General features: G+C 53.5%; 19 protein-coding genes. 3 read left to right on the top strand and 16 right to left on the bottom strand.

Annotated features, from left to right (window positions below; translation table 11 throughout):
* The first annotated feature begins 32 nt into the window (after window positions 1–32).
* The gene (locus ACAM27_RS08855; RefSeq protein WP_369611800.1) at window positions 33–2,036 is read left to right on the top strand and encodes a hypothetical protein; all 2,004 of its coding nucleotides are present in this window, start codon (window positions 33–35) and stop codon (window positions 2,034–2,036) included.
* Between the two features lie 60 nt (window positions 2,037–2,096).
* Here ACAM27_RS08855 and sbcB read toward each other — a convergent pair whose 3' ends face one another.
* Complete coding sequence (sbcB, locus tag ACAM27_RS08850; RefSeq protein ID WP_014422041.1) at window positions 2,097–3,545, bottom strand: exodeoxyribonuclease I; 1,449 nt, start codon at window positions 3,543–3,545, stop codon at window positions 2,097–2,099.
* A gap of 45 nt (window positions 3,546–3,590) precedes the next feature.
* Window positions 3,591–4,469 (bottom strand): DUF6160 family protein, encoded by an 879-nt coding sequence (locus ACAM27_RS08845; protein WP_369611799.1) that lies wholly within the window; start codon window positions 4,467–4,469, stop codon window positions 3,591–3,593.
* 352 nt (window positions 4,470–4,821) lie between these two features.
* Here ACAM27_RS08845 and ACAM27_RS08840 point away from each other — a divergent pair, with 352 nt between their 5' ends.
* Both ACAM27_RS08840 and ACAM27_RS08835 read left to right on the top strand, forming a co-directional pair.
* Window positions 4,822–5,850 carry a response regulator gene (locus tag ACAM27_RS08840; protein ID WP_369611798.1) on the top strand — a complete coding sequence of 343 codons (1,029 nt, stop codon included), beginning with the start codon at window positions 4,822–4,824 and terminating at the stop codon, window positions 5,848–5,850.
* Window positions 5,851–5,852: 2 nt separating this feature from the next.
* Entirely contained in the window at window positions 5,853–6,803 is a 951-nt protein-coding gene (locus ACAM27_RS08835; RefSeq protein ID WP_369611797.1) for a GGDEF domain-containing protein, read from the top strand.
* A 3-nt stretch (window positions 6,804–6,806) separates the two neighbouring features.
* Here ACAM27_RS08835 and ACAM27_RS08830 read toward each other — a convergent pair whose 3' ends face one another.
* The 14 genes from ACAM27_RS08830 to ACAM27_RS08765 all read right to left on the bottom strand — a co-directional run bounded on the left by ACAM27_RS08830 (window position 6,807) and on the right by ACAM27_RS08765 (window position 24,089).
* Window positions 6,807–8,891: a metallophosphoesterase gene (locus tag ACAM27_RS08830; RefSeq protein WP_369611796.1), complete on the bottom strand. Its 2,085-nt coding sequence runs from the start codon at window positions 8,889–8,891 to the stop codon at window positions 6,807–6,809.
* Window positions 8,888–10,684, bottom strand: a complete 1,797-nt coding sequence (locus ACAM27_RS08825; protein ID WP_369611795.1) for an alkaline phosphatase — start codon at window positions 10,682–10,684, stop codon at window positions 8,888–8,890. The genes ACAM27_RS08830 and ACAM27_RS08825 overlap by 4 nt, the downstream gene beginning before the upstream one ends.
* A 100-nt stretch (window positions 10,685–10,784) precedes the next feature.
* On the bottom strand, window positions 10,785–11,489 hold the full coding sequence (locus tag ACAM27_RS08820) for a hypothetical protein (RefSeq protein ID WP_369611794.1): 705 nt from the start codon (window positions 11,487–11,489) through the stop codon (window positions 10,785–10,787).
* Window positions 11,483–11,929, bottom strand: coding sequence for a DUF6316 family protein (locus ACAM27_RS08815; protein ID WP_222449042.1), 447 nt, complete (start codon window positions 11,927–11,929; stop codon window positions 11,483–11,485). Before ACAM27_RS08815 ends, ACAM27_RS08820 begins: the two co-directional genes overlap by 7 nt.
* A 207-nt stretch (window positions 11,930–12,136) precedes the next feature.
* Window positions 12,137–12,505 carry a histone-like nucleoid-structuring protein, MvaT/MvaU family gene (locus tag ACAM27_RS08810; RefSeq protein WP_153741682.1) on the bottom strand — a complete coding sequence of 123 codons (369 nt, stop codon included), beginning with the start codon at window positions 12,503–12,505 and terminating at the stop codon, window positions 12,137–12,139.
* A gap of 160 nt (window positions 12,506–12,665) precedes the next feature.
* Window positions 12,666–13,928: a Vi polysaccharide biosynthesis UDP-N-acetylglucosamine C-6 dehydrogenase TviB gene (tviB, locus tag ACAM27_RS08805; protein ID WP_369612873.1), complete on the bottom strand. Its 1,263-nt coding sequence runs from the start codon at window positions 13,926–13,928 to the stop codon at window positions 12,666–12,668.
* Between the two features lie 40 nt (window positions 13,929–13,968).
* A complete protein-coding gene (locus ACAM27_RS08800; protein WP_369611793.1) occupies window positions 13,969–15,390 on the bottom strand; it encodes an MBL fold metallo-hydrolase in 1,422 nt (473 codons plus the stop codon).
* Window positions 15,391–15,419: 29 nt separating this feature from the next.
* On the bottom strand, window positions 15,420–17,366 hold the full coding sequence (locus tag ACAM27_RS08795; RefSeq protein WP_236074926.1) for a nucleoside-diphosphate sugar epimerase/dehydratase: 1,947 nt from the start codon (window positions 17,364–17,366) through the stop codon (window positions 15,420–15,422).
* Window positions 17,367–17,408: 42 nt separating this feature from the next.
* A complete protein-coding gene (locus ACAM27_RS08790; RefSeq protein WP_369611792.1) occupies window positions 17,409–17,960 on the bottom strand; it encodes a sugar transferase in 552 nt (183 codons plus the stop codon).
* A gap of 25 nt (window positions 17,961–17,985) precedes the next feature.
* On the bottom strand, window positions 17,986–18,954 hold the full coding sequence (locus ACAM27_RS08785) for an NAD-dependent epimerase/dehydratase family protein (protein ID WP_369611791.1): 969 nt from the start codon (window positions 18,952–18,954) through the stop codon (window positions 17,986–17,988).
* The gene (locus tag ACAM27_RS08780) at window positions 18,951–20,057 is read right to left on the bottom strand and encodes a glycosyltransferase family 4 protein (RefSeq protein ID WP_369611790.1); all 1,107 of its coding nucleotides are present in this window, start codon (window positions 20,055–20,057) and stop codon (window positions 18,951–18,953) included. Before ACAM27_RS08780 ends, ACAM27_RS08785 begins: the two co-directional genes overlap by 4 nt.
* Window positions 20,054–21,337: an O-antigen ligase family protein gene (locus tag ACAM27_RS08775; protein WP_369611789.1), complete on the bottom strand. Its 1,284-nt coding sequence runs from the start codon at window positions 21,335–21,337 to the stop codon at window positions 20,054–20,056. Before ACAM27_RS08775 ends, ACAM27_RS08780 begins: the two co-directional genes overlap by 4 nt.
* A 9-nt stretch (window positions 21,338–21,346) precedes the next feature.
* Complete coding sequence (locus ACAM27_RS08770) at window positions 21,347–22,474, bottom strand: glycosyltransferase family 4 protein (RefSeq protein ID WP_369611788.1); 1,128 nt, start codon at window positions 22,472–22,474, stop codon at window positions 21,347–21,349.
* A gap of 91 nt (window positions 22,475–22,565) precedes the next feature.
* Window positions 22,566–24,089, bottom strand: a complete 1,524-nt coding sequence (locus tag ACAM27_RS08765) for an asparagine synthase-related protein (RefSeq protein WP_369611787.1) — start codon at window positions 24,087–24,089, stop codon at window positions 22,566–22,568.
* Window position 24,090 lies beyond the last annotated feature (1 nt).

Here is a 24,090-nt window from a genome sequence, read left to right as displayed (position 1 = left end):
GCATCGGATATTGGCTGGTAACGAGGTGTTCCATGCAAGTACAACATCATAACGCGCATCTTTCCCGCTCCGTTCAGGCTCAGGTCGCGCGCCTGGTGCTCCAGGCAAACCTGGCGTATGGCGAGTCCAACAGCAACGGGCTCTCCTACATTCAGCGGCTGAAAGCGCGCAATGAATGCCGGGAATACCTGAATCAGGCGTTGGCGCTGGAGGCCGATCACGCAGCGGCCCTTGGCCTGCTCGGCCGAGTGGAGATGGACGACGGCCAGCTTGAAAAGGCCCACGCCCTGTTCAATGCCAGTCTCAATCGGCAACCGGCGCAGGCCCAGCAATACTGCAACCTGGGCTATTGGGCACTGAAGAGCGAGCGCCCCGCCCTGGCGGAGGAGTATTTCCTGCAGGCACTGGAATGCGACCGGCAATCTGCCGCCGCTTTCTGCGGCGTTGCTCATGCCAAACAGCTGCAAGGCCAGTTTGATGTTGCCTACCTGCACTACCGCAAGTTACTCCAAAGCGGATCGGAATGGGACTCTGTCTATTCCGGCATGCTCTCGTGTGCGCAGCACCTTCAGGTTCACAAAGCCGACAGCGATCTGGCGCTGGACGCCATTGCCCTGCTTCGGCAGGAAGGTCTGCCACACCAGGAAATCGGCCACTTTGTCGGCACAATCATCCAGCAACAATACGACCTGGATAACCCCAACGCCGAAATCTTCCTGGATGCCGCGGCAGAAGATGAATTGCTGATCCTGGCGCTCCAGAAAACTCTGATGCCCAATGCCGCTGTGGAAGAACTGGTGGTGCTACTGCGCCGCGCCATTATGGCGGAGGTCGCTCAAACGGCCAGCCTGAGGGACGAACTGCAGCCCCTCTGCCTGGCCATCGCGGAATACGCCGACCGCACCGGCTTCGCGCTGGCCGCGGAAGACGATGAGGAACGCCTGGCGGCCACCATCAATGAAAGCATCATGGCGCAATTCGCCGTAGGCGAACCTCAAGAGGCCCTGATTGGCTCTCTGATGATCAGCGCCATGTATGGTGCGCTTTTCCACCAGAACTTTGCAGTTCAACTCGGCCAATGGAACCTGGTGGACTGGCCACTGGCCATGCAACCCATTATGGCAGCCAGCTACTACAACCGGGCAGAAGAAGAGGCCATCAAGCAGAATTTTGACGAAAAAGCCGAGGAACTCTGCCTGGAGAAAACCGATGTGCCCCAGGCATGGCCGGCCTGGAGCCAGCTGGCCTATCGGACGGAGACGAGCCTGAAAGCCGTGATGGCGCAGGAACTTGGCCTGAACACCGACAACCTCCCCGCCACGTTGCGGATTATGGTGTGCGGCGCTCAGTCTGGCCAGCGAGCCATGGAGCTGGCGCAATACCTGAACGATGTGGAAGTGATTGCAATTGATGAATCCCTGGCCAATATCGCTAAAGGCACCCGCATGGCCCAGAGCCTGAACATGGACAACATCGTGTTCTGGCCCTGGTCCATCGCACAGCGTTTTGTGGCCGATGGTCACAAGGTCCATTGGGTGGAAGTGGGCCGCGTGCCCTCACCGGCCATGACCGAGCTTTCTCTGGCCGCACTCATCAATACTGCCTCGAACACCGGTGCCATTGTGCACATGCACACGGCGCTGGCCGAGCAAACCCAGGGCGACAAACAGATTCGCCGCCTGGTCGCGGAGCATAATCTGCAGCCCACTCGTACCGCCTTACGTCAACTTCGCAGGATGGTTTTGGCCAACCGGCAAGATACCCTCTGGACAGAGCTGCTGAAGGACGAGGACTTCTACAGCCTGGGCGGCTGCCGCGATCGATGGTTCCGGCCGCAGGACGCCAACCAGCTCAAAGAACTGCTGGCCCTGGTGAGCAATGAAGTGGAGTGGAAGCTGATTAAAGCCCGGGATGAAGATGGCCACAGCCTGGCCACCGGCCCGGTACAGCGCCAGATCCAGGCGGAAGCCCTGGGTAGTGAAGTTCAAAGCCTGATGGGGCAGAACCTGAGCGTGTATTTCCAGCGCCGACGCTAATCGGAGCTGCCCAGATCCCGGGACAATCCTGACGCGAGGATGCCCGGGGTCTGCGATTCGCTACAGGTAGGGAATCAAAGATTCACCGTACAGATGCAGATCTTCCAGAACCTGCTGCTTTTTGGGCGTCAGCTCAGGATCAGAGGCCAATCGCTGAAGTTCCCGACCGTAAGCCTCCAATGAACGCCACCCCTTTTTCGGCTGCATCAACCGTTCGGTACGAAACTGCTCCCAGCGCTCCATTTCCTCGCCAATCAGGGTATCCGGATAGTTGCGGGCACGGTAACGGAACAGCATCTCCGGCAGGCGCGCATCTTCAAACCTCACTTCCTGCTCGGCCAGGGTTTCCACGGGCTGGGTCAGCAACCAGTTGAGTTTCTCCCGGTCGGTTTTGCTGATAAACCCGCCCGCGTACAGTTGCTCGTCGGGATCGGTCAGGTCGCTGCCCTGGAAATCCTGTTCGAAGGCCTGGGCAATGCGGGCGGGCAGATCTGGTGCTTTGCGCAGTTTGGCCAGGTTGGCCCGCAGTACGTCTCCATCCAGCTCCAGCTCGGCCAACCGCTCCTGTGACAGCGTGGAGAGCATGGTCGCTGGCGCCAGCACAGGGCACTTGTTCAATTGCACGCCTTTCAGTGGAAAGCGGCTAACACCCTCCCCCAGTTCCGCCTGAGACGTAAATACCCGCTCACGTATCTCCTCGACCGAGGCATTGATCAGCGCCTCCGGGTCTTCCCGAAGATCGTAAACGATCACCTGGTTTTTGTTGCTCAGGCTCTCTGCCAACGGTGCCACCAACGCACAACAACCTCTTGTAGCCGGATATTTAGCAGAAATATGAAACACCGGCTTCATAGCGGCGGTATCCAGCATTTGCCGCGCGGAATGTTTGTCTTTATTGTTCAGAACGAAATCAAACAGTTTGGGCTGCTTTTCCTTGATCAGCTTTGCCACGGCAATGGTGGCCAGCACATCCGACATGGCATCGTGGGCAGCCTCATGAGCAATGCCATTGGCCACCGTCAGCTCTTCCAGCCTGAAACTCGGGCTGCCATCTTCTTTGCGGGGCCAGTGGATACCTTCCGGCCGCAAGGCGTAGGTCAGCCGCACCATATCAATGATGTCCCAGCGAGAGTTTCCGTTCTGCCATTCCCTGGCGTAGGGATCCCGGAGATTGCGATACAGCGTATGCCGGGTCACTTCATCATCAAACCGCAGGCTGTTGTAGCCCACGGCACAGGTACCGGGCTGGCTGAAAGCCTCATTAATCTGGGCGATAAACTCGGCTTCCGGAAATCCGTCCTCCAACGCTTTCTGGGGAGTAATACCAGTAATCAGGCAGGCTTCGGGGGATGGCAGGTAATCGTCGGCTGGCTTGCAATAGATCACCAGCGGGTCTTCGATGATATTCAGATCCGCATCGGTGCGCACACCCGCAAACTGGGAGGGCCGGTCATGAACCGGGTCTACGCCAAAGGTTTCGTAATCGTGCCAGTAGAAAGAGCGGATCAAAGGAAGACTCCTGCGTGTTGGTTCAGAGGCAGGAGTCTAGCAAAATCAAAACAGCTTGGTACCCATATCCGTCTGATGGGTGCGCAGGCGGTCAATGCCATCCGGGCCAACAAGTTGGCTCAGATCCACGGTCATGTTGGTAGGCAGGTTAATAAATACCCCTTTCCCAACGCTGATGGTGTTGGCACCGTCCAGCGTTTGCCAGGCTACGCCGTCATCGCGCTGAAAACCGACGAAAAACGCATCTGTAAACCCGATGGTGCCATCTGCACTGCCGTTATCCTCACCTACGGTCAGTGATTGCAGGTGGGTAAGTGGCGTGCAGTTAGCTCCGGAAACACAGGAGTTGGGATCAATACCAATGTGAGAGGCACGGTAGTTGGTGGCCGCGCCACCATCGCCATCAAACAGATAGGTATCGTAAACGGCACCGGTTGCATCCTGCACTTTCAGGCCGATGTCGCCGCTGAAGCTGGTGGTATGGGACGACACCGAGCCCCTTGCCTGCCCGAACCCCATGCGGAATCCGGCAAGGCCCGCGGCATCCTCCGCCAGTTCGATGTAGGGCATGCGCGCTTCGAAAGGAATTTCATCCCCGGCATTATAGGTCTTGCCATTGAACACCTCGCCGTCGTTACGGGCGATATGACCAAGGGCCAGGTGGGTGGCTGAGAAGTCCGTGCCGCCATTGATCTGGCCGGCCTGAATATCGTCAATATTCACACGGGTCTCTACATCCATCGTCAGCGTCATGCGCGTGAACTCATGGTTCTGGCCGGGGATATTTTCAATCTGCATAAAGGCCTGCCCGGTTACCTCACCCATCGCATTGTCTGAAATGGGCTCCAGTTCTGCCTGGGAAACGGGCGAAATACCCAGGCAGAGCATGGCAAGGGCAGCGCATCCGTACGCTTGCGTTGTCATAGATTGTGTCTCTGATTGTTTTAGTGAGTCAGTTTCGACACCCGACTCCATGCCTGCCCGCTGGTTTTATTATTTCGGTGCTGGCATGCGGCCCGTTATTCTTTGTAACAAACTGTTTCTTTTTGACCGCAACACGACTATATCCGACCGAGCCTCGTACATTGAGTGAGGTAGATCACATTCATTCATTACGTGGCCGTCATTTGTTGTTCAAGCTTGATGTTCGTCACAGGACTAAACTAACTTAGGAACCATTATGTAGCTTAGCGAACTTGTAATGTAGCCCGCATATACACAACGCTTGAGATTGGTATACTTACGCCCTTTCGTCAAAGGCCCCAAACGGCACTCCATGACCACCAGAATATTGATCTGCGACGACTCTGCACTGGCGCGCAAACAAATGGCCAAAGCTCTGCCACCCGGCCTGGCAGACGACATCCTCTTCGCCGGAGATGGCAAGGAGGCGCTAACCATACTTCGCGATCAGAAAGCCGAGCTGTTATTTCTGGACCTGAACATGCCGGAACTCGACGGCTACCAGGTGCTGGAACACATCCGCTCAGAGGATCTTCCAGTTCTGACCATCGTGGTCTCGGGCGACATTCAGCCGGAAGCCCGGGAACGTGTGCGCAGACTGGGTGCCATCGACTTCATCAAAAAGCCAACCGACACCGGCGTTGTTTCCCGACTGCTCGAAGAGTACGGCTTCTATCGCCCTTCCGAGCTTGAAGACACTGCCCTGAACGACGCCAGCCTGCACACCCGCGAGGCGGCCAGTCCGGAAATATCGGTAAGCCTGAGTGATTACCTGCAGGAGATATCCAACGTCGCCATGGGGCGCTCCTCCGACTTGCTGGCCCGGCTGCTGAAGGTATTTGTCAAACAACCTATCCCCAAAGTTGCGTTTATCGCCAACTCCGAGCTGCACATGGCAATATCGGCTGCGCAGCGAGCAGAAGACTACTCAGCCGTTTGCCAGGGCTTTACCGGCGCCGGTATCGCAGGCGAGGCTCTCCTGCTGTTTGAGGACGCCAGTTTCCGGGAAATGGCCGAACTGCTTCACTATGACGTGCTGGAAGGCGAATCCGTGAACGTGGAAGTGCTCATGGATATGTCGAGCATCTTATTTGGCGCGTTCATCAACGGTATTGGTGATCAGCTCGACCTGAAGCTGGGCCTGGGTCATCCGACCGTTCTCGGCCAGCACCGCCCGGTTAACGAACTGTTGGATCATCACAGCAAGCGGGAAGAACAGCTGCTGTGTATTGAGATCAGCTATGCTCTGGAAAACCGGGATATCCGCTGCAACATGCTGATCCTGCTAACCGAGGACTCCATCCCATTTCTTGAAAAACGCCTCGCGTATCTGGTGGATTGACTATGGCCTTTAATCAGGGCGCCAACGAATTCCATTGGCTGATGGACATGCTCGAATCCGTCGAGGTGGGGCTGGTCGTGCTGGACCTGGATTTCCACGTCCAGGCATGGAACGGCTTCATGGAACACCACAGTGGCATTACCGCCAGCCAGATTCAGGACAAGGTTTTGTTCGAAGCCTTTCCGGACATCCCGGAAGCCTGGCTTACCCGAAAAGTAGACGCCGTCGCCATGCTGAACACCCGGGCTTTTACTTCCTGGGAACAGCGCCCTTACCTGTTCAAGTTCCGGAATACACGCCCGATCACAGGCACGGAAGAATACATGTTCCAGAACCTGACCATCAGCCCGATCACCGCTCCGAACGGCGAGGTCGAGAAAGTCTGCTTGCTGGTCTACGATGTGACCGAGTTTGCCAGCAGCAAACGAGCGCTTGAACGAGCGAACGAAAAGCTCGAGAAGCTCAGTATGACGGATCGGCTCACCGGATTGCTCAACCGGGGTACCTGGGAGAACCTGGTAGACGCAGAATATGAGCGCTTCCGGCGCTATGGCCAGGCCACCAGTCTGGTGATGTTTGATATCGACCATTTCAAATCCGTCAACGACACCTATGGGCATTTGGCCGGGGACGATGTGATTCGGCACACCGCACAAATCACGCGCAACAGCGTACGCCAATCCGACAGTGCCGGGCGTTACGGCGGAGAAGAGTTCGGCATTATCCTCCCGGAGACGGACGCAGAGAACGCGAGAGTGATTTGCGAAAGAATCCGTGAAGCCATCGAGAAAAGTACGGTCAATACCAGCGCTGGAGATATCCAATACACCGTTAGTATGGGCATTTCACAGTTAACGGAAGGGCCAGAGAACTACATGCAATGGATGGGGCAAGCAGACAAGGCTCTCTACGCAGCCAAACAGGGTGGCAGGAACCTTGTCATCGTTGGTTAAGCCCTAAAACAAACTATCCAACAAGCCACGAATCAAGCCAGTAATCGGAGCGAGCAAACGGCCCAGCAGATTGTCTACCGTTTGCAACAGAGTGCGGTCCAGCTGCTCGGTTACCTCACGCAAAACGGTTTGTAGAGCGTCTGAGAGGAAATTCGTTGGCAGCGTGGCATTCTGATTGATCGAATCGGGCGCCTCCTCCAGCAGAAGCACCTCCAGTACCAGCGTGTTCAACGCCTCGTTGATACTCCCCACCAAAGCATCGGTACCACCAGAACTATCCAGTACGGCAACCTGCTCCAGCGTTTCGCCAACGCCTCGCAGAACCGTTGAAAGCAGGCTTGTCACGCCTCTTAGCACCGGCACCGGCTCCGCCTGCTGATCAACGGCATCAACAATGTTGTCGATGTTGATGGCCAGCTGCACGACCGGCCCAAGCAGAAACGCAGTGTCCCGGGATAATCCCTGGCCAGACTCCTCATTTCCCGAGCCCCCGAACCCCTCTGCAAACGCCTCAAACGCATCACCCAGGCGATCAAACGGCGCCGGCAACCCACTGGTATCAATCGCTTTCAGGCGGTCCGCCGCAGCCTGAACCGCAAAATTTGCCTGCGCAATATCGTCCTCCGAACCGCCCTCGGTGATAGAAGAAGCTGCAGCATCAATGGAAGCCAACAGGGTATCTATGCCATTGATCATCTGGGCGACAACCTGTTGGGTTTCCGCATTCGGATTCGCCATGTTCAGCGTATTCAAACCACTGGTCAGTTGCTCCCGGAATGACTTCAACGGCCCGGTAAAATCGACATCAAATTGGTTGCCCTCACTTAAGGGAACCGGCATCGAAATCGGCGTTCCCGAGAAGTCCTTACCGCGGGCGATGTTGACCGGTTCGGACTTTTCAAAACACTGGCTGTGGGCTGGAGTCAGGCTGCCCTCGGGGCTGATCACGCCAAAGCCGTCCACGTCCGGATCGACTGTATAGGCTTCAAAACACATCTGAGCCGGCGCACCGGTTTCAGGATTGCTTTCACTTGCCTGTACCCAAAAGAAGCCATAGGTATCGCCACGCTGAAACAACGCACGATTACGCTCCGGATCCTGAATAGAGCGCATTTTCCCGGCGGCGCCACTCACCACAAACCGAGTGCGGCCACAGGATTCAACCGGCTCCAGCAACTGCAAATCGTGATCATGCCCGGTCATCAGAAAGTCGGCATAGTCACAAATCGACTCTTCCAGGAAATCTTTCCAGCGCTGGCCGGAGATAACCGGGAGGATAAATGAAGGAATAAAGTCGTAATTACCAGCGTTGCCGTGAGACCCGTTCGACAAATAAGGATGATGGGCCATGGCAATGTTGAACAGCGCATTCGAGGAAATCATCTCATCCTGCGCCCAGATCAATTGCTGCATGCCATAGTTTTGCCAACTGAAGCGGGAGTCGGCATCAGCCACCGTAGAGGCCAGAGGGTTCGAATCCAGTGACACCACATTCAACAGCGGTCGCCCGTCCCGGGTCTCGGGAATAGCCGCTGTTGGAATCTCATCACTGCCGAATGCGTAAAAGCGGGCGGGCATGCGCCAGCGCGGGCTATTGCCCTCGTAGTGATAATCTACCTGAATATCTCCACGGCTGTTGTTGGCGCCATCACCGCCCACGTAACCCGTATTGTCATGATTACCGAGCACCATGTAGAACGGCATTGTTCCCATGGGCTCAAAAGGCTTCTCAAATTTCTCCTCAAACTGAGCATCGTCAACAGAGGTCGCGCCGTCCTCGTAAATGTTGTCACCGAAGCCCAACACGAACTCGCAGGGGCCATTTTGTTCCGTTTTCAGTTCGCACACCGCGGCCATAGACTCGCCTACCGCAAACTGTCCGGGGCTGCCAGAACCGGAATCCCCCATGGCTATGAACTGAGTGGAAGCAACCGCGACTGGCTCAGGTTCGGGCGCCGGATCACCGTCAGTATTCTGTTGCGGTGCGGAATCCTGCGCTGAGTCAGCACCTCCGCCAGAGCCACCACCGCATGCAGACAACACCAGAACCGAAACCAAAACAGCAATATACCGGGTGAGGAACATCATGCGGTGAACTCCAGAGAACGTACATTCTTGATTAACTGAGCCAGCCGATGCTGGTGACCGGCGTGAACAGGCGGCGCCAAAAACGCCGTTTGGGTACTGCGGGGCCGGGAAACAGAGAGACGATCCTCTTCAAGGCGATACCGCTTTCCCGATTCCCTTGCGGACACCCTCACCAGCTTGGGTGAAGCTTCCAACTCGCCTCTCAATGTCTCATCGCTGATCGACTTCACGTAGTGGTACTCGGCCTGGCAGTCAAAGCGCGTCACATCCATCAGAATGAAACCTCGCTTGCGCAACTCTGCATACTTGATATGAGGATTGGTCACGCTCAGAAGCGGAGACACCAACTCGGCAAGCCCGGCAGGAAAGCCGGGAGATGTTACCGCAGGGCAAACAAACTCAACCGCCAGGGCATTTGCTGAATCAAACAAATCGCCGGTAACCGACGATGGATTACGATAGATCTCGTTGGCCCAGGAGGTATGAATGTCTCCGGTGAAAATCACCACATTGCTGACATCGCTATCCTCAATGGCGTCCAGAATCCGATTACGGGAGGCCGTGTAGCCATCCCACTGGTCCATATTGACACCCTGTTGCGTGGTCCCGTAGGGCACCAACTGAGCGATGGCATCCGGCTGGGGCAGTTCGGCCAGATTCAACTGACCAAACATGACCTGCTGCCCGATCATTTTCCAGCGAGCCTCTGAACCCTCGAGCCCCTGGGTCAACCATGCCATCTGGGCCTCACTAATCAGCTCGCGGTTTTCGTCGGTTCGCTCGGGCCCGAATGGCAACGAAGCCTGACCGTCCCTTCCCTCAATCCGAGTGTCGAGCATCCACAAGTCAATCAAATCACCGTATTGAAACTGGCGCCAAATCCGCCCCGGCTGCCCAGCGGCCTCCCGAACGGGCATCCATTCAAAGTAGGCCTGCATCGCGCGGGATTTGCGGAGCTCCCAATCTCCCTCGGTGGCTGGGTCGTGGTTTTCAGCACCCTCTTTGAAGGCATCATTAGTAAACTCATGGTCGTCCCAGATACAAATCATGGGATATTGCTGATGGACGGCCTGAAGGTCCGGGTCTTGCTTGTACTGACTGTGGCGAGTCCGATAGTCGCTCAACGAAACAATTTCGTTCGCCGGTTCATGAACCCGGTTTGGAACCGACGCCGGATCGTCATAGTTACCGGGTTCGTACTCATACAGGTAGTCCCCCAGGTGCAGGACGAAGTCCAGATCCCGGTCGGCTACTTTTGCCAGCGCGTTATAAACAGAAAAGTGCCCGTAAGGGAGGTTGGAACAAGAAACCGTGGCAAAACGCGCACGCGTAACGCGCGTAGAAGCGCTGGGAAACGTTCGAGTTCTGCCTACAGGAGAAACCCGGTCGCCAGAGACAAAAGCGTAGTAATACCAGGTGTCACTGTCTAAACCGGACACATCCACCTTGACACAAAAATCCCGGCCTGCAACTGCCTCGGTGGACACCACCCGGGGCTCGGACATATCCGCAAACCGGCTCACCAGAACTTCAACCGGCAAGCGTTCTGCCGTGGGATTATCTGGCGTCACCCGAGTCCATAGTATTAGCCGGTCATCAAGAGGATCCCCGGATGCCACCCCATGCAAAAAGGTGCCGCGCTCGACAGGCGACGGTGTCTCCGGGTTCTCATCTGCCGGTGTCGTCACGGGGCTCAGGGGCGAGTTACTGCTACCGGAAGAACCTCCCCCGCACCCCGCAAGGGCGAGCGTCGTGAAAGACGCCGAAGACATCAGAAAAGTACGTCGCTTCATAGTACACCACACCAATTGTTCAAAACTGCCCCAGACTAACACCACCTGGTTACATTTTTATTGCATAACATACTTTATGCCGTATTTTTAGGGCGAAAAATCACGCCGAATCTCTACTCAACGCAATAACCAATTCACGCTGCTCTACCTCCAGACGGTTACACATCCTGAGTGCAAACTGCCTTTGCTCCTGGCTAACACTTCCACCCTCGATCGCATGGTATTTTTCCTGAAGCTCAAGGTTGTACTGTATTGACAAGTGAACCCCGTCTTCTTCGGCCCCCATTCCCCGTTTCCAGGACATACTCAAGGAGCGCTCTCGAAAAAGTTCCTCATCAGGATCCCGCCCTGCCTGTAACGACATCACAATTTCGGTTAACTCAACAATGGCCAGCAGGTCTTCCGGCCGATATTCATCAATCAATAACTTGAGACGCTTATCAGCAAACGGAGCGGGGAGGTCCACAGGGATACCGTCCCAAAGCGCCTTCTCATCTTTCTCAGCCTGGTGGCGTTCGCCAACCACCTGCAATGCTGGTGCTACAACCGTTCGCCAGGTTCTGTCGCTCATCAGCTCCCACGGCATCCGCCCCTTCAATACCAGTAACAGAACCGCCAACGGTTGGTGATTGGCAACGGGCAAGCCCCGCCTTAATGCCTCTACAACCTCGTCATCGTCTGTTGTTAAACGATTCACGTGATTGGGGTAATCAAGATCAAAGACGACGTGTATATAATCGTCGAGCTCAATGTCGCGCGGGTGGCGCGCCAAGGGGAAATCGCCAAAACCAGCCGGCTTCACCATTCGGAATCCCCTCCCGTAAAATCAATATCGTCAATCAGCTCGTTCCAGTTGTCTTCCGCGAGCACCCTCGCCTCAATACAGAACGCACAGTGTCGCTTGCTACAGGTCTCAGAGTCATGAATCAGCACTCCACAACTGGAAAACGGGGAGTAAGCCCTCGAGCGATTGGGCTCCACACGTTTCAAGTACTCATGGAGTGCATCTTCCGCTAACTCTTCGCTGGGGAAGGGGCCAAGGTCATCCTGCTCCCGGGTGAGTGCAAACCAGCCAATGTGGGTTTTCACGATCCGGGAAGGTGCAACCCTTACAAACCGCGAACGCTCGGGGAACTGATCCTCAACATCATCAAGGTTCTGCTGCTGGTTCGTCACGCCCTGCACCTTGTTATCGCCTGGCTCGTCAGCAACGCCGCGTTTTCGTCGGGAAAATAATTTAGCCATGTCACACCTGTCGCTGTTCCTGACTTCGAGTATAGGGTAGTCGCCCACTCTTTAAAATCGGATAACACAATCTATGCGTACTTTTTACAATTAATTAAAGTTCAGTACGCAGATCCAGGGAGGACATGGAGAGAGCTTTGGGGAAGGAAACCAAGATACGAGCTGGACCCCGGCAATCTGGAGACGGCCGGGGCCAATAAAACCGGCTTAATCCTGCTGCCAGCTCTGTACCGCTTCCTTGCCGTACTTTTCACGCCACTCATTCAGAGTCTTGTGATTACCACCACGGGTTTTCACAACCTCGCCGGTATGAGGATTCTTGTAGGTTTTCATTGGGCGCTTTGCACGCCCGGTGCCAGCACCCTCAACCTTGGCGCCGGCGATGGACGGATCAATCGCAGACAAAATCTGCAGTACGTCTTTCGGAGATTTCTCGTATTCGGTCATCAAATCACGAACTTTATTTTCAAATTCCAGTTCGCTTTTCAATGCTTGATCTTTCTCAAGCTTCTCCAGCTCGGCAGCCAGCTTCTCCATCAGCTGTTTCTTTTGATAGTAATCGTTGATTTTTGCCATGGATATAAAACCTATCTCTGTGGGTTTTAATACTGCGGAATATGACCGAGTGTCGACGCAATATTAATAGAGATTTACCAGCAAGGCAAAATATTATATTTACGGTTGCTTAATAAATAAGCCGGCCCTCTGGCCGGCTTATTCATACATGCGGAATACTTCAGAGACGAAGATCTGCTTGCCCCAAAGGCAGCACGCCTTTCAAATCGAAAAAAACACCATTGGAATTAGTATATAACCTTAATTCTTCTGCCGTCATGCGGGCATATTCGCGATGTGGAACTGCCAGGAATACCGCGTCATATTTGCCTTGTTCTGGTTGCGAAACCAGCGAAATACCATACTCATGCTCAGCCTCTTCATTATTCGCCCAGCAATCCGTGACATCTACCTGACAACCAAAATCCTTCAGCTCATTCACCACATCAATAACGCGGGTATTACGCAAATCCGGGCAGTTTTCCTTAAAGGTCAGCCCCATCACCAACACCTTCGAATTGGCAATAGTGTGCCCCTTCTTGATCATTGCTTTGACCAGTTCAGCGGCTGCGTATGGCCCCATATTGTCGTTCACACGGCGGCCAGCAAGAATAATCTCGGGATGATAACCAATGGCCTGGGCCTTATGGGTGAGGTAATACGGATCTACACCAATACAATGCCCGCCAACCAAACCTGGCTTGAATGGAAGAAAGTTCCATTTCGTGCCAGCAGCAGCCAACACCTCATGAGTATCTATGCCGATACGGGCAAAGATCATAGACAGCTCATTCATCAGCGCAATATTCAAATCCCGCTGAGTGTTTTCAATGACCTTTGCCGCTTCCGCTACCTTGATGGAACTGGCCTTATGGGTTCCCGCAGTAATGATGCCGGCATAAAGATCATTGACCTCATCGGCAATCTCAGGAGTGGAGCCGGAGGTTACCTTCATAATGGTGGTAACTCGATGCTCTTTATCGCCCGGGTTGATACGCTCCGGGCTGTAACCAGCGAAGAAATCCTGGTTGAATTTCAAGCCGGATACCTTCTCCAGAACCGGAACGCAGACTTCCTCAGTGGCACCGGGGAACACCGTGGATTCATAAATAACGATATCGCCTTTCTTCAAGACCTTACCCACGCTTTCACTGGCTTTTACCAATGGGGTCAGATCCGGCGATTTGTACTCGTCGATGGGCGTTGGGACTGTGACGATATAAATCTGGCAACCGGCAATGCCATCCAGTGAATCCGTGAAGGACAAATACCTGGAAGTAGCCAGCTCTTCGGAGGAAACCTCGCGAGTGAAATCTACACCGTCCTTGAGTTCGGCGATTCGCTTGGTGTTGATATCAAAACCAACCACCTCTCGCTTCTCGCCAAATGCAGCTGCCAAAGGCAAACCAACGTATCCCAGGCCTACGACCGCAATTTTCTTCATCATCCCTCCAAATACCTCGGATTTATCCTTTAGATTCTGTTTAGCAAGCCGGAATCAAGACGTTGGATTCAGGTGCCACTGCTTGCAATTCTACCTTCAATGCCTCTTTTGCGCCCACATCGCCATGAACAATACGAATCTCCGTCGGCTGGCGGGGAATGCCATGAACAAATCGTAGCAAATCGGCCTGTCCCGCATGGGCTGAATACCCACCAACCGAATGAATTCGGGCCCGGATGTCATACCGCTCTCCGTCCAATTCAACCCAACCGCCCTTGGGGCCATAGGTAAGAATATCTCTGCCCGGCGTACCGGCAGCCTGATATCCAACAAAAAGAACATCGTTACGCCGATCGCCCAACATAGCCTTAAGGTAATTCACCACTCGGCCGCCGGCACACATGCCGGATCCCGCAATTACCACGCAGGGCCGATGTGATCGGGCCAGATAGTCCACGGCATTCAGGTGATCTTCATGGGAACCAATAACCGTCAGTTGCTCAAACGATAGCGGATGCCTTCCGGCTTTTACCAAGGCACGGGCCTCGTTATCCCAGTATGGCTTAAGATCCCGGTAGATTCGCGTGAACTCGGCCGCCAGAGGTGAGTCCACAACGATCTCAAGGTCCTTCCAATTCAAAGCAATGGAAGACGAGGAATCGCCAGTTTGCTCAATGGCCTCATCACCAAATTCCGCAATCAGGCCCTCTATCTCGTAAAGCAATTCCTGGGTGCGACCGATACTGAATGCCGGAATCAGAACCGTACCGCCATCCTCCAACGCATGTTCAAGAACCGACTTCAAACGATATCGGCGGGTTTCCCGGTCTTCGTGATTCTTATCGCCGTAGGTGCTCTCTATAATCAATCGATCCGCTTTCTCGGGCGATTCCGGTGCAGGCAGCAGCGGTGAATGCGGTGCGCCCAAATCCCCGCTGAACACGATACGCTCATCTCCTTCCGCGGTATGAACATCACATTCCACATAGGCAGAGCCCAAAATATGCCCCGCACGTTGCAGACGTACGTTCAACGATTCCGAGTTACCACTGAATACCTCATGCCACTGGTTATAAGACAACGGCACGAGCTGCGAGCGAATCTTGTCCAGAACTCTATTGATTAAGCCGCGGTCTCGAGTGAAACCGATTCTGAGGGCATCCTCAAGGATTTCCGGGAGCATGACGGCCGAGGGTTCGGAGCAGATGATGGGGCCGTCAAATCCGGCGGCCAAAAGGTAGGGGATCCTGCCCACGTGGTCTATGTGTACATGGGTTACGATCAGTGCGCGGATATGATCAATTGGGAAATCAATCGCCAAGCTATTGGCAGATGAATCGCGGCCCTGTTCCTGGCCCTGAAAAAGTCCGCAATCAATTAGAACACCAAAGCCCGACAAGCGGAGCTCATGGCAGGATCCAGTGACGCCGGTAACGGCGCCGTGGTGTTGAACTGATACCATCCCAACATCCTTGTTTAAAGATCTGTTCGTCAGTTTAAGCGGATTACCTTATTGCTCGTTTCAGCACCGGGTCGGCTATCCTCGCCACGACACCACACAAGATCCGATGTTTTGCCGGCAGGGGAGTATCCCGTTCCCGCCTCTTTTAACAACGCAATGACTGAACCACAATCAAACGATTGACTAGCTTGAGCCAACCGGCCCATCAGGTCCTCAACCTTAGGCCAGGTCATTGACGCTTCTCTGGCCATCATTATCCGAGGATGCGCGGTTCCCTGTGGATTATCCCCGATCAGTAGCTCCTCATAGAGCTTTTCACCGGGGCGCAGTCCTGTATAGATAATCTCAATATCACCGTTCGGATGTTCGGAGCTGCGTTCCCTCAGCCCCATCAAATGAATCATCTTTCTGGCAAGGTCAGCTATTTTCACCGGTTCACCCATATCAAGGACAAAAACCTCGCCCCCCTCGCCCATGCTTCCGGCCTGTAAAACAAGCTGGCTGGCCTCGGGTATTGTCATGAAATACCGAATGATATCCGGATGGGTCACAGTAACTGGACCACCGTCACGAATCTGATCACGGAACAATGGCACCACAGAACCGGAGGAACCCAGTACATTGCCAAAGCGCACCATAGAGAAAACCGTCTCATTTTGACGTTGCGCCAAGCCTTGCAAAACGAGTTCTGCCATTCTTTTGGTTGCGCCCATAACATTGGTCGGGCGAACGGCCTTATCGGTCGAGATCAGTACAAAACGTTCCACTTTTGCAGCGATAGCAGCTTCCGCTGTGTGCCAAGTACCAAAAACATTGTTCTGGAGACCTTCAATCACATTGTGCTCGACTAGAGGCACATGTTTATAGGCCGCTGCGTGGTAGACCGCCTGAATACCAAAAGCGCGCATTACCGCTTCACAGCGACGGCGATGGGTGACACTCCCCAGAACAGCGTGGATGGATACTCCTAGCCCCTCGATCTGATTAATCGACTGCAACTCACGCTCAATGGAATAAAGGGAAAACTCCGATTGCTCAAACAAGACCAACACCCGGGGCTTATGAATCAGAATCTGTCGGCACAATTCTGAACCAATTGAGCCGCCAGCTCCTGTGACCATTACGGATTTACCGTACAAACTCTTAGCTACCGTAGCAGCGTCTGGTCTAACGGGATCTCGCCCTAAAAGGTCCTCTATTTCCAGGTCCCGTATGTCATTGATCCTGGCCTGTCCCGAAACGAGCTCCGACATTGAAGGAACCGTTTGAACAGGCACAGAGAGCCGTTCAAGGGTCTGCATCAGGGATTTTCGGTCAACGGGTGTTGAATCTTCGAGTGCCAGCAGCACACGTGACGCGTCGAGCTTTCGGATAATCTTTTCAATGTGCTTGATCGAGTAAACTGGTAAGTTGCCAATCAATGACTTGTGATTTGATTCTACTGTTGAAATAAAACCAACTGGCCGGTACTCAACCCCCTGTGACAAAGCAGATGCGAGTTGCATACCCTTTAACCCGGCACCAACAATCAACACACCGTCTTTGACCTTTTCGCCACTCCGGCGCACCAGTGCTCTTACGGAGAATCGTGTGCCGGCAACCAACAAAAACGCAAAGGCACCGTAAATCACCGGAACCGATCTGGGTACCAGAGTTTGGAACAAATAACCAAACACAATAAGAGAAAGGCTGGAAACCACCACACCACTAATGATTGCTAAAAAGGCATGTTCGCTTAAGTAGCGAATAACGGCACGATAAAGCCCCAGTTTAATGAATGCGGCAATAGTCACCAGAACCGTCGCAAAAGATACCAAAAACTGCTTATTTGAAGGTACCCAGGCTAAATCCTCGAACCTCAACGCAAAAGCTGCCCAGGCTGCAAATGAGAGCAGTAGTGCATCCGTAACCACGGAAACGAACCGTTTTACCGGACGAGACAGCCCGAGTATCTTGTTGATCAGATCTGATGACAAAGCTTATCCCTTGATAAAAATCACGTTAAAAACAATAAGAAATCAACTCCTTACTCGATCTCCTGCCCCTTTGCCCGTCACCGTCATAAAAATATATCTGAAATAGTCAGCAATCCCGAGGTTCCTGATCATCTTTTCGTCTGTTTCCGCCAGCAACCTCGGGGTAGACATATCAATATCGCTAACCTGAGCCAAGCCCGTAATCCCCGGGCGAACATCAAACACGCCTCGCTCCTGCCTTTCCCGGATCAGTTCATCCTGATTGAACAGACATGGACGAGGCCCCACAAGGCTCATCTCCCCTTTTAAGACGTTCCACAGCTGAGGGAGCTCATCCAACTTGGTTCTCCGTAAAAAACGACCAAAAGGCGTAATGGCTTCACCACTTGCCAAGTGGCTTGCTACAGAAGCGGTTCCCTTTCTCATCGTTCGAAATTTAACAAGGGTAAACGGTTTCTTGTTTAGACCAACCCGCTCCTGGCTGAAAATCGGCGAACCAGTGTCAAAAAGACCGACAAGAAATAAAACGACTAGCAACGGTAAACCAAGCAATAGACCAAACAAGGAGAAAAACAAATCTAACGCACGAATCACTCGAACACTCCAAAAATAAAACGTCTTAAGCATCATCCTCGGCCGATTTCAGCAGAGAATAATGCTTACCGGCGTCTTTCAACGCTTGCCTTGCGTCTAGGACCGGAGTCCAACCCAATACCCGGCGAGCTTTTCCTGAATCCACTTGAAGAGACCCGCAAAGCTGTTCGATTATAGCGCCTTTACCCAGTATGTTAGCGCCTAAAGAAAGAATGGCGACCGGCACTGGAACCAGAATCACCCGCTTTGACATTCCCTCAGCCAGACAACCGATAATCTGCGCCAACGACAGATCCACGCCATCAGATATCAAGAAAGTCTCATTGCTGGCTTCAGGATGCAAAATACAGCTTTGTAAGAAATCGACAAGGTTATCCAAGGCGACCATGCTACGGAAATTCGATACCGCCCCAAAAGGCAGCGGTATTCCGGCTGACACCAGTTTCAACAATCTGCCAAAATTACCCGGAGCCTGCCCAGCATAAACCAGCGGTGGCCGGACAATAACCAGTTCCATCAATGAGCCGGCACACAAATTACGGAGTGACTCTTCCGCCTCCCACTTTGACAGCGCATAGTCAGAAACAGGATCAGGGATCGACTTTTCACTAAATGGATTCCCCTCTGTTTTATTGCCATGAACACCGATTGAACTCAGAAAGACCAAACGGCTTACGCCCGATTCCAACGCTGCCTTTGCAACATTCAAAGTACCTTCCACATTTACACGACGGAATTCCGATAAAGGTTCTTGACTCTCGTCACCCAGTACATGGGCCCTTGCTGCCAGATGAACAACAACATCAGCGCCACGAAAAGAGTCCTGGAGTCCCTTTTTATCCGAGAGATCGTTGATGACCCGGGTATCAAAACCAACACCAGTAACGGGCGCGCGAACCAGCCCCGTCACTGCGGTGATCCTACTCGTGGCCGAAAGGGCATTCCCCAGTGCCCGCCCAACAAACCCTGAGGCTCCCGTTAATACAACCTTCACGTTACGCCCCCCAAGGCATCCCGATAGACATCAACGGTGCGTGCCAACATGGTGTTAAAGGTAAACTCAACCTCGTACCGTGAACGCCCGGCCTCCCCCATCGTTCTGCGCAAATCCGCATCTCCGACAAGCTTTGTCAGAGCTCCTACCAGTTCAGATTGCCCCTCTCGCGGAACCAGGAACCCCGTCTTACCATCAGATACCGCCTCGCTGACGCCGCCAACATTCGACGAGATCACCGGTATGCCTGCACGCATGGCCTCCAAAACGGTCAGCGGCAATCCTTCCCATCGAGACACGAGCACCAAAACATCGGCATCATTCAAACGCTGCGGAACGTCATCCCTTGCGCCCAGAAAGACCACGCGATCAGACAGATCAAGTTGCTCGGCAAGCTTCTTGTTCTCGTCGAGCCTCGGGCCATCGCCAACAAGTTCGAGACGCCAGTCCAACTGACGAACACAGGAAAGTGCCCGAAGCAAAGCACACTGATCTTTCGGATCTTCAAATCTGGCCACCATGATCAGTTTTACGGCTCGGGAGCGACGCTGCAGGTTCGGCTGAGGAGCGTCATCCGGTATGCCATTGTGAACCACTACCATTTGCTTTTTATCAGCAACCTTTTGAGCAATTGCAATATCCCGATCATACTCGGAGACGGTAATAATCCGGTTACTGATTCTGGCCATTGCACGCTCAATGAAAGCAAACACTTTTCGTTTTCTCTCTGACACTCCCTCGGTAAAGGGCCAACCGTGGGCCGTATAGACTGCAGGTATAGCGCATCGCCAAGCTACTAAACGGCCCAAAATTCCGGCTTTCGCGGAATGCAAGTGAACAATATCGGGCCTGAGCTCCGATAAAACTCTACGCAATTCCAGATAGCCTTTAAAATCGACCCAGGGCGATATTTCCCGAACCAGATACTCGAGGGGGCGACAGTCAAGACCACGCTGTTTTGCACGGTCAACCACGAGACCTCGCCCCCCCACAAGAATTGTGACCTCGTGGCCGAGATCCTGCACACCTTTGGCCAAATCCAACAAATGTACGCTGGCTCCTCCCATTACATCAGAACGGGTAATGACATAAACAACCTTCACGTCTTGCTCTCCAAACCAAAAGCAAGTGGGAAACGCTTTTTTCTGGAAAAACACGCAGGCAAGACCAACAGCAACCAGGTCATCTTGCGCCACTCGGAATTACCCACCAAAAACATCAGAAACAGCATCACCAGAATCAACGCCAGGTATTTACGCGCCTCGTCAGGCACGTCTCGGCACGCGAGCAAAGCAATCATCATAATCAGCAACCAAAGCACCAAGCCCGGAATTCCACCCTCAACAGATAGCCCCAAGTAGACATTATGGGGGGCCTGGGGTTGACCAATCACATTCTCTACTGCCGATGCAAAGGCACCGGCACCCACGCCAGCCCAACGATTATCCAGGAATACCTGCCAGCCAGCCGACCATATTTCGGTTCGGCTGCTCAGGGTGCCTGCTTCCTTATCTTCCATTTCCGAAGAATGTGGCAAATCTCGACCGTCAGGGGCTGCTTCCGGAGCCTCAGCACGCTCACCATCCCAATCGCTAAATAAAAACGCTTGAATTTCGCTGAAGGTACCTGCCCCTCGCTGCGCTGTCTCAAGAGGCGTTGCACTGATTAGGACTACCGTTGCCATTGCCCAAAACAGCAACGTTCTCCAGCGAAATCTTCGAGATAGACTTGCCAGGTACCCGCACAGGGCAAGCAGCGACAGACTCATCAACACAAACCCAGCTCGGGAGCCTGTCAGGATAATCGTTATCAGGCCAGCCGGAACAAATGCGAGTAAACCAATAAAAAGCCAAGGTGAAAGGCTTTTGTCACGCATAGCAAGCACTGCCATTGGTAACGCGAGCGCAATTGCTGAAGCCAAAGTATTGGGATTGGTTCCAGGCGCAGAAAACCTTTGGTGGTGAGCCTCGATTCCGAGAACAAACTGATGAAACGTACCCAAGACTAAAACCCAACACCCCAGGGAGAAAGCAACCACAGCGTGTTTAATAAAAGCCTTGTTCGCCACCTGAAAGATCAGAAACGTCATGCCAAGTAACTGCACATAAGTGACCACTCGGAGCACCGTGGCGTCCCTGTTTATGGACCAGCCAATACTCAAAGCACTCCAAGCGACGAACGCCCCTGCGACAACAAAAAAAATGTGCCAATAGGCACGCCTGTCAACCGCTAAAAAAATGAGAACACAAAAAGCGCCCAGGGCGCCCAGAATTTTTGTCAAAGTACCAACGCCGGGAATTACAACCATTTCTTCCCAGGGAATGGAAAAAATAAACAGTAATAAAATCAAGCGAGCTAGATGGTCGGAACGCTGCGCATCCAATAACACTCATCACCTCAAAATATCGCTCCAAAGCGAATTAAAATTGGCAACCATGCCTTCCAAGGAAAACCGTTGTTCGATTCGTTTCCTTGCCTCCCTCTTACGATTCTGCCAATCCTCCACGAGACGATATTCCAAGACTGCAGATCGCAATGCATTGGCCAACTGTTCAGGGCTTCCCGGTGGCACTATCCAACCAGTATCGCCGACTATGAGGGCTGCATCACCCACGTCGGTCGAAACACAGGGCGTTCCGCACGCCATAGCCTCGGCGAGAACGTTTGGGAAAGCTTCGCTGGAACTCGACAACACATGAAGATCCAGGGCGGACATTACCTCTGGAATATCACTCCGCCTCCCGGCAAGAACTATCCTTTGGCTGAGGCTCCTTTTCATCAGCGCTTCATTTAGTTCCGTATTCTCAGAGGTCATGCCAGTCCCTACCAGCAAGCACTGAAAATCCACTCCTTCGGCCGCTAAAAGATCAAGCGCCGCAAACAGGGTCTCGTGGTCTTTAAACGGATCAAAGCGCGCGACCATACCCATTAAGAAACTGGTGTCGGAAATACCCAACTCCCGGCGTAAAGCGGAGCCCGACTCTGAAACCGGCCGGAAGCGAGATAAATCATAACCGTTCGGAACCAAAACCATTTTTTCTCTGCAGTACCCCAGGTTTTCATGAACAATGGCAGCCTTTTCAGCACACACGGCAATTCTGGCCGGAATCCGGCTCGATAGCCGGGCACACAGCTTTGCCACCAGAATCGCAGAACGGCTGGACTTTCCTGGTTCGAGTTCTGTATTTCTGATGCCCCAGACTATGTTGCGAACTCCGGCCAGACGCCCTACCAGGCCTCCAAGAAAATCGGCATGGTACATCCAGGTTTGAATCACGTTCGGCTGAGTGTTCCGGATAATGCGCCAGAGCTTGAACAGCCCTTTGGCGGATACGGCACCTTTGGGCAACCTTAAGCACGAGACGCCAACGCCGGCCTTAAGAAGCACCTCCCCGTATACCCCTTCGTCCATCAAGGAAACGACGTGATGATCATTGGATTTATCAGCCTCACATAATCTGGTAAGCACACCCTCCGCACCACCGGCGTCCAAACTGGTAATAACATGTAAAACCTTCATTGGCGACTCAACCCACCTAAACGGCCCGAGCCAAGCGCTTTGAACCCCCAAGTAAAAGCAGACCGCTTGTCCCTGTACAAGAACACCTCAATCACTCTCTGAAAAAATTTCTGGCGCGAACATAAAGGTTCCCATACAGACTGCCACGCATAGCGGAAAAAGCATCGCCAACAACGTTGGGCTCGGCAAGCTGACATGACACCGGGTAGGCTTCAAGAAACGTATAGAGGGAGGCTAACCAAGAGATCAACTCGTCCAGGGAGTTGCTGCCCTTCGTTTCTGCTTTCAGCCAATTACGAAGCGCCTTATCAAGCCCCTTGTCGTTGAATATACCCAGACCACGGATAACGTCGCTGTTAACCCGGGATACCACCAGATCCTGAAGATCGTTACGCAGCCACTCGCCATAGGCATGATAGTCCTTGGGTAATTGGTCAGCCTCACCAGACTGCTCAAGATAACGAGTTCCGGTCCGCGCCCACGGGATATCCAACAGCCGCCCCGGCAACGCCTCGAGAACATACTGGTACCAGTGATCGCCTCTTTCTTCAGGCGCAAGTTGCCACATCAGCCCAAATACAGCCGGTGCCGTGAACATTTGGTACAGGGGGATCTCACGGCCAATATGCAACATGCAGCTTTGCAGCATACGCCGCATGTAGTGCATTTCCTGCTCAATTTCAAAATTGCGCAAAGACGAGTTCTCGGACCGGAAATGGCCAGAGCAACGAACATCCCTCGCCAATTCCGGCTCTGCGGCTTTTTTTACGGAATGCCTCAAGACTCCAAACGGATCTATATTCGAGGGTAGGATGGGCTTAAGGTTAGCGACTCTCACACCAGAGAACTCGGCTCGCCCAACGCTGTCGCCATAACTGCCCGCGAGCACAAGATCTATATTCTCAAGCTTGGCGATGGCCGGCATGGCATGCAAATGTAGCGGCGAAACCTCCGCCCCGGCATACCCGGCGATATCGATGTTTTCCCGAAGCGTCTCGGCGTTTATAGGAAAATGTTCAAATGACCATCCAAATTGCCGGGCAATACGCTCAGCGTAAACGACATCCCTTGAGCCCACTGCTCCCCAGGACAGAGCCACTACGTCGAACCGACCAGGGTTCTGTAGCTCAACCTCGCGTAGCACACCTGCGACAACCCTGCTATCCATGCCGCCGCTCAACAATATCCCAACCATGCGCGAGTTGCCGACATAGCCCTCGAGTTCCAACCGTAGTGCCTGAATAAACTTTTCCAGAAACTCATCTTTATCAGGGTGAGCACTGCCGTGATCAGGAAGCGGCATAAGCTGCCATTCGCCAGGGCTGACGGGCCGTTCGACCCAGGGTGCCCGTTCAACGCCCTTTACAAGCGTTCGATTGCCCAACAAATAAGGCAGGCCAACTTTGCAAGCAACAGCCGTTCTATCCAGCTCCACAGGCGCGCTTCTGGAAACCCTTTTCGCGATGACGTCGGCAATTTCAAGTGAAAAATAATCAGGTGATGCCAAATCGTAAAATGGATAGACCGCCCCAAGATGTCCGGCAAGTCTGGTCCACCACCCTCGATACCCCTCCAGGGAGTGTCCTGAATTTTCAACAAACGAGTTAGATTGCATG

It is taken from the genome of Marinobacter sp. RI1 (genome assembly GCF_041155085.1).
GTDB classification, from domain to species: Bacteria; Pseudomonadota; Gammaproteobacteria; order Pseudomonadales; family Oleiphilaceae; genus Marinobacter; species Marinobacter nauticus.
Note: the sequence above shows the minus strand (reverse complement) of the source record. Positions and strands in the feature narration are given on the sequence as shown.